Source organism: Ancrocorticia sp., from assembly GCF_052089425.1.
Taxonomy (GTDB): Bacteria; Actinomycetota; Actinomycetes; order Actinomycetales; family Actinomycetaceae; genus Ancrocorticia.
The window spans coordinates 1-6,790 of sequence record NZ_JBQCZW010000063.1 but is presented as its reverse complement, the minus strand read 5'-3'; the positions used below and the strand labels follow the sequence as shown (position 1 = coordinate 6,790).

Genomic DNA, 6,790 nt, shown 5'->3' with positions numbered 1-6,790 from the left:
TTGATGACAAGGTAGCTGTTGGCGTCAAAACGCATGGCCAGCTTATAGGCGTGATAGTCCAGGTAGCTTTCCACGGAAAAGCGCCCGCCGTGGAGGGGATCTTCGCCCTGTTGGGCTGTGCGATCGAACCGGCTGGCAAGCTCCGGTGCGCAGCGATAGGTCAGGTGGGCGATCTCGCGGGCAAGGCCGAGGCCATCATGGGGGCCATCGCCATCGGCCGCGCCGTAGTAGTGGCCCGCCCGGAACTTGGGATCTTGCAAGATGGCCTGCTTTTGGAAGTGGGCGTAGGCAACTTGCTCCGCGGTGGAGGCCGGCCCAGATACCAGAACCGCGATGGCGCCGGTGCGCTGCGGAAAGGACGCCGCCCACTCCATCACGAGGTTGCCGCCGAAGGATGCGCCAGCAATCAAAGCCCAACGAGAGATCCCCAGAAAATCGGCCAGCTTGGCCTCAGCTGCCACCATGTCACGCATAGTAATTTCCGGGAAGCGCGGCCCCCATGGGCGGCCATCGGGCGCGATCGAGGCCGGCCCCGTAGTGCCTTGGCACCCGCCCAACACGTTCGGGCACACAACGAAGTACTTGGTGGTGTCCAGCGCCTTGCCGGGCCCTACGATCTCATGCCACCACCCGCTGTTGCCAGATTTGCTGGTGGCGTGCGAATCACCGGTGAGGGCGTGACACAGCAGGATGGCATTACTGCCATCCGCGTTCAGCTCCCCCCATGTCTCGTATGCCATACGGACGCTGGACAGGCGCGAACCCAACTCGAGTTCGAGCGGTCCAAGATCCGCGAACACCCGCTCCCCGGGATCATCGCCTTCCTTCCACGCTCCGCTCGCGGGAATACGCAGGCGGGGGCGTGGGTGGTAGCCGGTGTCATAATCTCCGATGGGTTCGGCATCGGTCACGGGATCGAGCGCCGGATGGCCAACGAGATAACGGGGAGCGGGTGGAGGACACATCTAGGCGTTCACCTTTGCTGCGGCCGCTAGGCCACGTTCAAGATCGGCAATGATATCCGTGATTCCTTCAATTCCGATCGAAAGGCGCACGGTCCCGGCGGAGATGCCGGAGGCGGCCAACTCGTCGTCGTCCAACTGCGAATGCGTAGTGGAAGCCGGGTGAATAACGAGGGAACGAACATCGCCGATATTCGCGAGGTTCGAAAACAACGTCAGCGCGTCCACGAACGCAATTCCCGCGTCACGCCCGCCCTTGAGTTCGAACGTGAATACGGAGCCAGCGCCCTTGGGTGCGTACTTCTGTGCGCGCTCGTAGTAGGGGGAGGTGACTAGTCCGGAGTAACGTACGAATTCCACTTCGTCGCGTTTGTCGAGGAAATCGACGACGGCGTGGGTATTGGCCAAATGCCGCTCCATGCGCAATGACAGGGTTTCGAGGCCCTGAGCGATCAGGAAGGCGTTGAACGGTGAAATGGCCGCACCGGTATCACGGAGCAGCGTGGCCCTGATCCGGGTGACGAATCCGCCGGGTCCCAGATCGGAGAAGGTGATGCCGTTGTAGCTCTCATCGGGTGTGGCCAGAAGCGGGAAGTTGCCGTTGGCCCAGTTGAAGTCACCCTTTTCCACGATCACGCCGCCCAGAGCTGTGCCGTGCCCGCCTAGGAACTTCGTTGCGGATTCCACCACGATGTCCACGCCGTGTTCGAACGGGCGGATGTTGTAGGGGGTGCCCACCGTGTTGTCCACAACCAAGGGAATGCCGTGTTCATGGGCTAGCTGTGCCAGTGGCTCAAGGTCAAGGATATCCCCGCGTGGATTGGGAATGGTTTCGCCATAGAGAGCCTTCGTGTTCTCATCGATGGCGGCCTTCCAACTGTCTAGGTTGTCCGGATCTTCTACCCAGTGAACGCCAATGCCCAGTTGCTTCAGCGTTGTTTTCAGCAGCTGGTACGTGCCGCCGTACAGCGAGGGTGAGGAAACGATATTGTCTCCAGCCTGCGCAAGATTGAGGAAGGTGTAGAACTCAGCGGCTTCACCCGAGGCCAACAGCAGGGCTGCGGCTCCACCTTCAAGAGCTGCGATGCGTTCTTCTACCACGCCAACCGTCGGGTTGTTCAGGCGGGTGTAGATGGGACCCGGATCTGTGAGCGCGAAGCGGCCTGCTGCCTGTTCGGCGTCCTGAAACACATAGGAGGTTGTCTGATAGATCGGAAGGGCCCGGGCTCCGTATTGGGAATCGGGTGTCTGTCCTGCGTGAACCTGCAGAGTTTCGAAGGTCCACGAGTCATTGGTGTTTGGCATTTCATTTCTCCCTTGTTGGGAGCGGGCGGCGGACACGCCTGACGGCCATATTGTCCTTACCAGCCCGCACATTGACGTACATGTTCGGATGGGCTGGGAAGCGCACGAAGCAGCGTGCGCTAGTGGGACATTCGCATGGTCATGTTCAGAGCATAGGGGGCGCCTGTGGGTGGGCGTCAAGTGCCGAATCAATTATCTCAGGCAATGAGACCTGAATGAGATGTCGAGGCGCGGCGAAGTGAGGCGAGCGGCGGCAGTAGGTGTGGCATTCTTTGTGTGGGCGAAGCCACACTGGCGGTGAGGGCGAGGGGAAATGGCGGTGTGGCGCGCGTTTAGGATGCTTCAATTGTGAACGATGAAAGGGATGTTACAAATGATAATCGTGGGAATGTTGGTGTAAGTGTTTCTATTCTGACAAAAATGTTATAGATTCGTTTCCGTATAGATATGGCCACTGCTGAGGCTCTCCTAACCACTCGTGGGGGTAGCGGCAGTTGACGCGAAATTTGACGGAGATCATTGTGGGTAATTCAAGAATTCGCGGGTCGTTGTCCTTCACGGCAGCGCTCGCGGTGGTAGCGGGCGCGGTTGTTGCCCCTGTGTCCGCCGATGAATCGGACCAAAAGGCGTTGGAGGATTCCAAGGCGGCCGAACAATCCACTGCTGACAATGTGGGAAGCATTGATGTTCAACTGGCGCAGCTGGCTGCGGAGAACAACGAACTTGGCAACAAGGCCGCTGATGCCAAAGCCGCTCAGCTAGAGGCCGAGGCCAAGTTGGACGATGCCCTCGATGAGGCCGTGTACGCCAACAAGGCCGCGGATGATGCGGCGGCCAAGGTGGAAGAGGCCAAGGGCGAACTTGGTCAGATCTCATCGGCGCTGTACCGTGACGGAGCTGGTGCGATTCCCGGCACCGAGTTCTTGATGGGCGGGTCCTCCTTCTCGGATGCGACGCAGAAGTCACGTGCTTTTGATCTGATTGGGCAGGATGCCGATCAGCGCGTGCAGAAGTTCGAGGCACTTCAAGACGTTGCGAATTCGATGCGTGATGAAGCCGATGCCAAGACGGAGAAGTATCAGAAGGCAGCTGAGAAGGCCAAGGGAGCTGCTGATGATGCGAAGGCTGCTGAGAAGGAATCCTCCAATCAAATCGCCGCGATCTCTGACCAGCGCGAAGAACTGATCACCCAGCTCGCCGCTCAAAAGGGCACCACGGCCAAGATCGAACGCGATATTCAGGACAAGAAGGAAGCCAAGGCCAAAGAGGCGGCCGAAGTGCAGCAGCAGGAAACGATTGCATCCGCGGAGGCATTGTTTACTGAGAACGACGATCAGGTTCCAGTTGCTGAAGATGACACTGTAGATGCCGGATCGGACGAGGCGGCTGAGCCTGCCAATGAGGCACCTGCAGAGGAACAGCCTTCCGAGGGTGAACCGGCTCCGAGGCCCACGAGCGAACCGGCTCCGGCGCCAACAACGCCAGCTCCAGCAACACAGGCACCAACCACCAAGCCCTCAGCACAGCCGACTCCAACTCAGGCGGCCAAGCCGACGCCGTCTCCAACAGCTACGGCCAAGCCTAAGCCTCCGGCGCCCAAGCCCAAGCCCCCTGCGCCCAAGCCCAAGCCCAAGCCCAACCCGGGCGGATCGGCTTCGGCAATCGTCGGAACGGCGAAGGCCTTCATCGGTATCCCCTACGTGTGGGGCGGCACAAGCACCGCTGGCTGGGACTGCATCGGCTTCGTTCAGTACGTGTATGCACAGCATGGCGTGAAGATCGATGGATACAACCGCACGAGCTTCACACCCTCCGTTGGCTACGAGGTTCCCTATTCGCAGGCCAAGCCCGGTGACATCCTCTTCTGGCCTGGCCACGTTGCCATCAGCCTTGGTGGCGGGCAGAACGTTGGAGCGTGGAACCCCGGGATGGGGACACGCATCGGCCCGGATAGCTGGGTCGGAACCCCATCGAAGGTTGTGCGCGTGTTCTAACACCGCAAAGTCCCGATAGAGACAACAGAGTACTGACAAAGAAGCACGGCCCCGAGAATCCTCTCGAGGCCGTGCTTCTTGCTATAGGCTCCGTGCAGTCAGCGCCTATCAGTGATCGTAGTAGCCTTCTTCAACGGCCCGATCGTAGGACCGCTGGATCTCTACCTCTGCGTCTGCACGGCCTACCCAGTGGGCGCCTTCCACAGACTTGCCGGGTTCAAGATCCTTGTACACCTCGAAGAAGTGCTGGATTTCGAGGCGGTGGAACTCCGAGACGTCTTCGATTTCCGTACGCCACGATGCTCGCTGATCGCCCGAGGGTACGCACAGCACCTTGTCATCGCCGCCATGTTCATCGCGCATGCGGAACATGCCCAGAGCGCGGCAGCGAATCACGCAGCCGGGGAATGTGGGTTCCTCCAGAAGAACCAGTGCGTCAAGCGGATCGCCATCTTCTCCGAGGGTGTCATCGATGAACCCATAATCATCCGGATAACGCGTGGAAGTGAAGAGCATACGATCCAACCGGATCCGCCCAGTTTTATGGTCAAGCTCGTACTTGTTCCGGTTACCCTTGGGGATCTCGATAGTCACATCGAATTCCATCATCGGCATTCTCCTTCGTGCTGATAACTTCGGTCACGCACAGGCCCGACCGGTTGGCTTTATGCGACACTAGCAGTGTGAAACGTAAAACTCAGGTTGTAGCAACCGCGTTGCTGGCGCTTGGCGGCATTTATGTCCTAACAGATGCCTTTGATCTTACCCCGGGACTCATCACAACGCGCCCTGTTGGGGATACTGCCCAAGAGTATCCGAGTATTGAGCCTGTGCAGCCTGCGAACATATCTCTGCCCAGCCTCGATGAGGAAGCGCCGGTGCCCTCAACCGAATCTGTCAGCGGCGCGATCACGGAATTCGCTGAGGATTCGCGGTTGGAGGGGGAGCCCTCCGTGCAGGTCATCGATACGTTGACCGGTGAGGCGTTGGGTGGACTCAACGAAGCTGAGCCGCGGGTGCCAGCCTCTAACGAGAAACTTCTCACGAGCGTCGCGGCGCTCGAAACACTTGGCCCGGATGCCACCATGGACACTACGGCGATGCTGGCGGATGGGACCCTGTACCTCGTAGGGGGTGGAGACGTTTTGCTTTCCGCCGGCGCTGGTGATGATTCTGCCGTAACGGGCCACGCTGGCCTCGGTGACCTTGCCGATCAGGCGGCGGAAGCGCTCGCAGAACAGGGAACCTCAACGGTGGATCTGGCGGTTGATACCTCGCTGTTTTCTGGTCCCAGATATCACCCTGACGTTGAAGGGGCCGATACCGCCTACGTCATGGCGATGAGTCCCATCGCTATTGATCGCGGTAGGAGCGATTCCGGCTACAGCAGCGATCCCGAAGGTGACGCAACGCAGGCCTTCGCAAGCGCGTTGGAGGGACACGGCATCTCGGTCAACATCGTTGACCCAGCAACAGCGCCAGAGGGATCCGCGGAAGTTGGGCGCATCCACAGTGCGAGTGTGCGGGTGTGGGTGGATCAGATGCTCACGGATTCTGATAACTCTCTGGCCGAAGTGCTCGGTCACCTCGTTGGCATTAAGCACGGGGAGGCCGGGGATTTCGAAGGCGGCGCGAAGGCAACGGCTGAGATCCTGACCTCGCTGGACTACCCGATGGAGGGCGTCACGATTTCGGATAACTCCGGGCTCTCCATCTCTAATCGGCTCACCACTGATCTTCAGGTGGGGATCCTCGACAACGCGTATTCGTGCGATGGGTGCAATCTGGAAGCCATCGCTTCCGGCTTACCGGTGGCGGGACTAAATGGCACTCTGGGTGACCGGTTGGCTGAGGATGATCTGGGCGGGGTGATTCGCGGTAAGACGGGTACGCTCATCCAAGCGGTTTCCCTCTCTGGCTACCTATACACGGATTCCGGGCGTCTGCTCACGTTCTCCGTGTTGGTGGATGATATCGAGGAGGGGAACGCCCCCGGTACACGCCAGGTAATTGACGATTTCCTGAGTTCACTCACAGATCTCTAAAGCGCGTACGGTAGACGCATGAGCACTCTCGATCCTCGGCTTGTTGGGCGTATTTCTGGACGGTTGGCGCGCAGGCAGCCCCGGGTCACGAACAGCGAAGCCCGTGACACCGTGGCCCGCCTGCGCGAGAGTGCCGGGCAGGCCCCGAGTATTGTGGCTCACGTGAGCGGTTTGGATGGTGCAAGCGCCATAGCTCGTGTGCCCGTGCGGGTAGTGGATCGCACCCGCTGGGCGGAGGCAGCGGCCGAAACCTTCAACTCCATGTTGGATGTGGCCCACTCCGGCAACGAAGGCCAGCACTCGCTGGTTGATTCGGCAACGAACATCGTCACCTCGGCGGGCATGGGCGCAGGGCTTTCGGTCATGGCAGCCAACGTCCTCGGCCAACACGATCCCTTCTCGCCCCCGGACGGCCGCCTGATCCTCGTAGCGCCGAACATCGTGGCGTTTGGCCGAGCCTACGATCTGGTTCCGGGGGATCTTG

The 6,790-nt window shown here is 59.9% G+C and carries 6 protein-coding genes; 3 read left to right on the top strand and 3 right to left on the bottom strand.

Features of this window, described 5'->3' with window-relative positions; translation table 11 throughout:
* Both metX and ACTHV6_RS11675 read right to left on the bottom strand, forming a co-directional pair.
* Window positions 1-965: homoserine O-acetyltransferase MetX (metX, locus tag ACTHV6_RS11680; protein ID WP_441387786.1), on the bottom strand; the 965-nt coding region annotated here is incomplete at its 3' end.
* Complete coding sequence (locus ACTHV6_RS11675) at window positions 966-2,267, bottom strand: O-acetylhomoserine aminocarboxypropyltransferase/cysteine synthase family protein (protein ID WP_441387785.1); 1,302 nt, start codon at window positions 2,265-2,267, stop codon at window positions 966-968.
* Window positions 2,268-2,788: 521 nt separating this feature from the next.
* Between ACTHV6_RS11675 and ACTHV6_RS11670 the strand changes: the two genes are divergently transcribed.
* A complete protein-coding gene (locus ACTHV6_RS11670; protein ID WP_441387783.1) occupies window positions 2,789-4,261 on the top strand; it encodes an NlpC/P60 family protein in 1,473 nt (490 codons plus the stop codon).
* Window positions 4,262-4,369: 108 nt separating this feature from the next.
* On the opposite strand, the gene ACTHV6_RS11665 is transcribed toward ACTHV6_RS11670, so the two are convergent.
* Window positions 4,370-4,867 (bottom strand): inorganic diphosphatase, encoded by a 498-nt coding sequence (locus ACTHV6_RS11665; protein WP_441387787.1) that lies wholly within the window; start codon window positions 4,865-4,867, stop codon window positions 4,370-4,372.
* A 77-nt stretch (window positions 4,868-4,944) separates the two neighbouring features.
* Here ACTHV6_RS11665 and ACTHV6_RS11660 point away from each other — a divergent pair, with 77 nt between their 5' ends.
* Together ACTHV6_RS11660 and ACTHV6_RS11655 are read left to right on the top strand one after the other, a co-directional pair.
* Complete coding sequence (locus tag ACTHV6_RS11660; protein WP_441387782.1) at window positions 4,945-6,306, top strand: D-alanyl-D-alanine carboxypeptidase/D-alanyl-D-alanine-endopeptidase; 1,362 nt, start codon at window positions 4,945-4,947, stop codon at window positions 6,304-6,306.
* 18 nt (window positions 6,307-6,324) lie between these two features.
* A partial coding sequence (locus ACTHV6_RS11655) for a zinc-dependent metalloprotease (protein WP_441387781.1) occupies window positions 6,325-6,790 on the top strand: 466 nt, incomplete at its 3' end.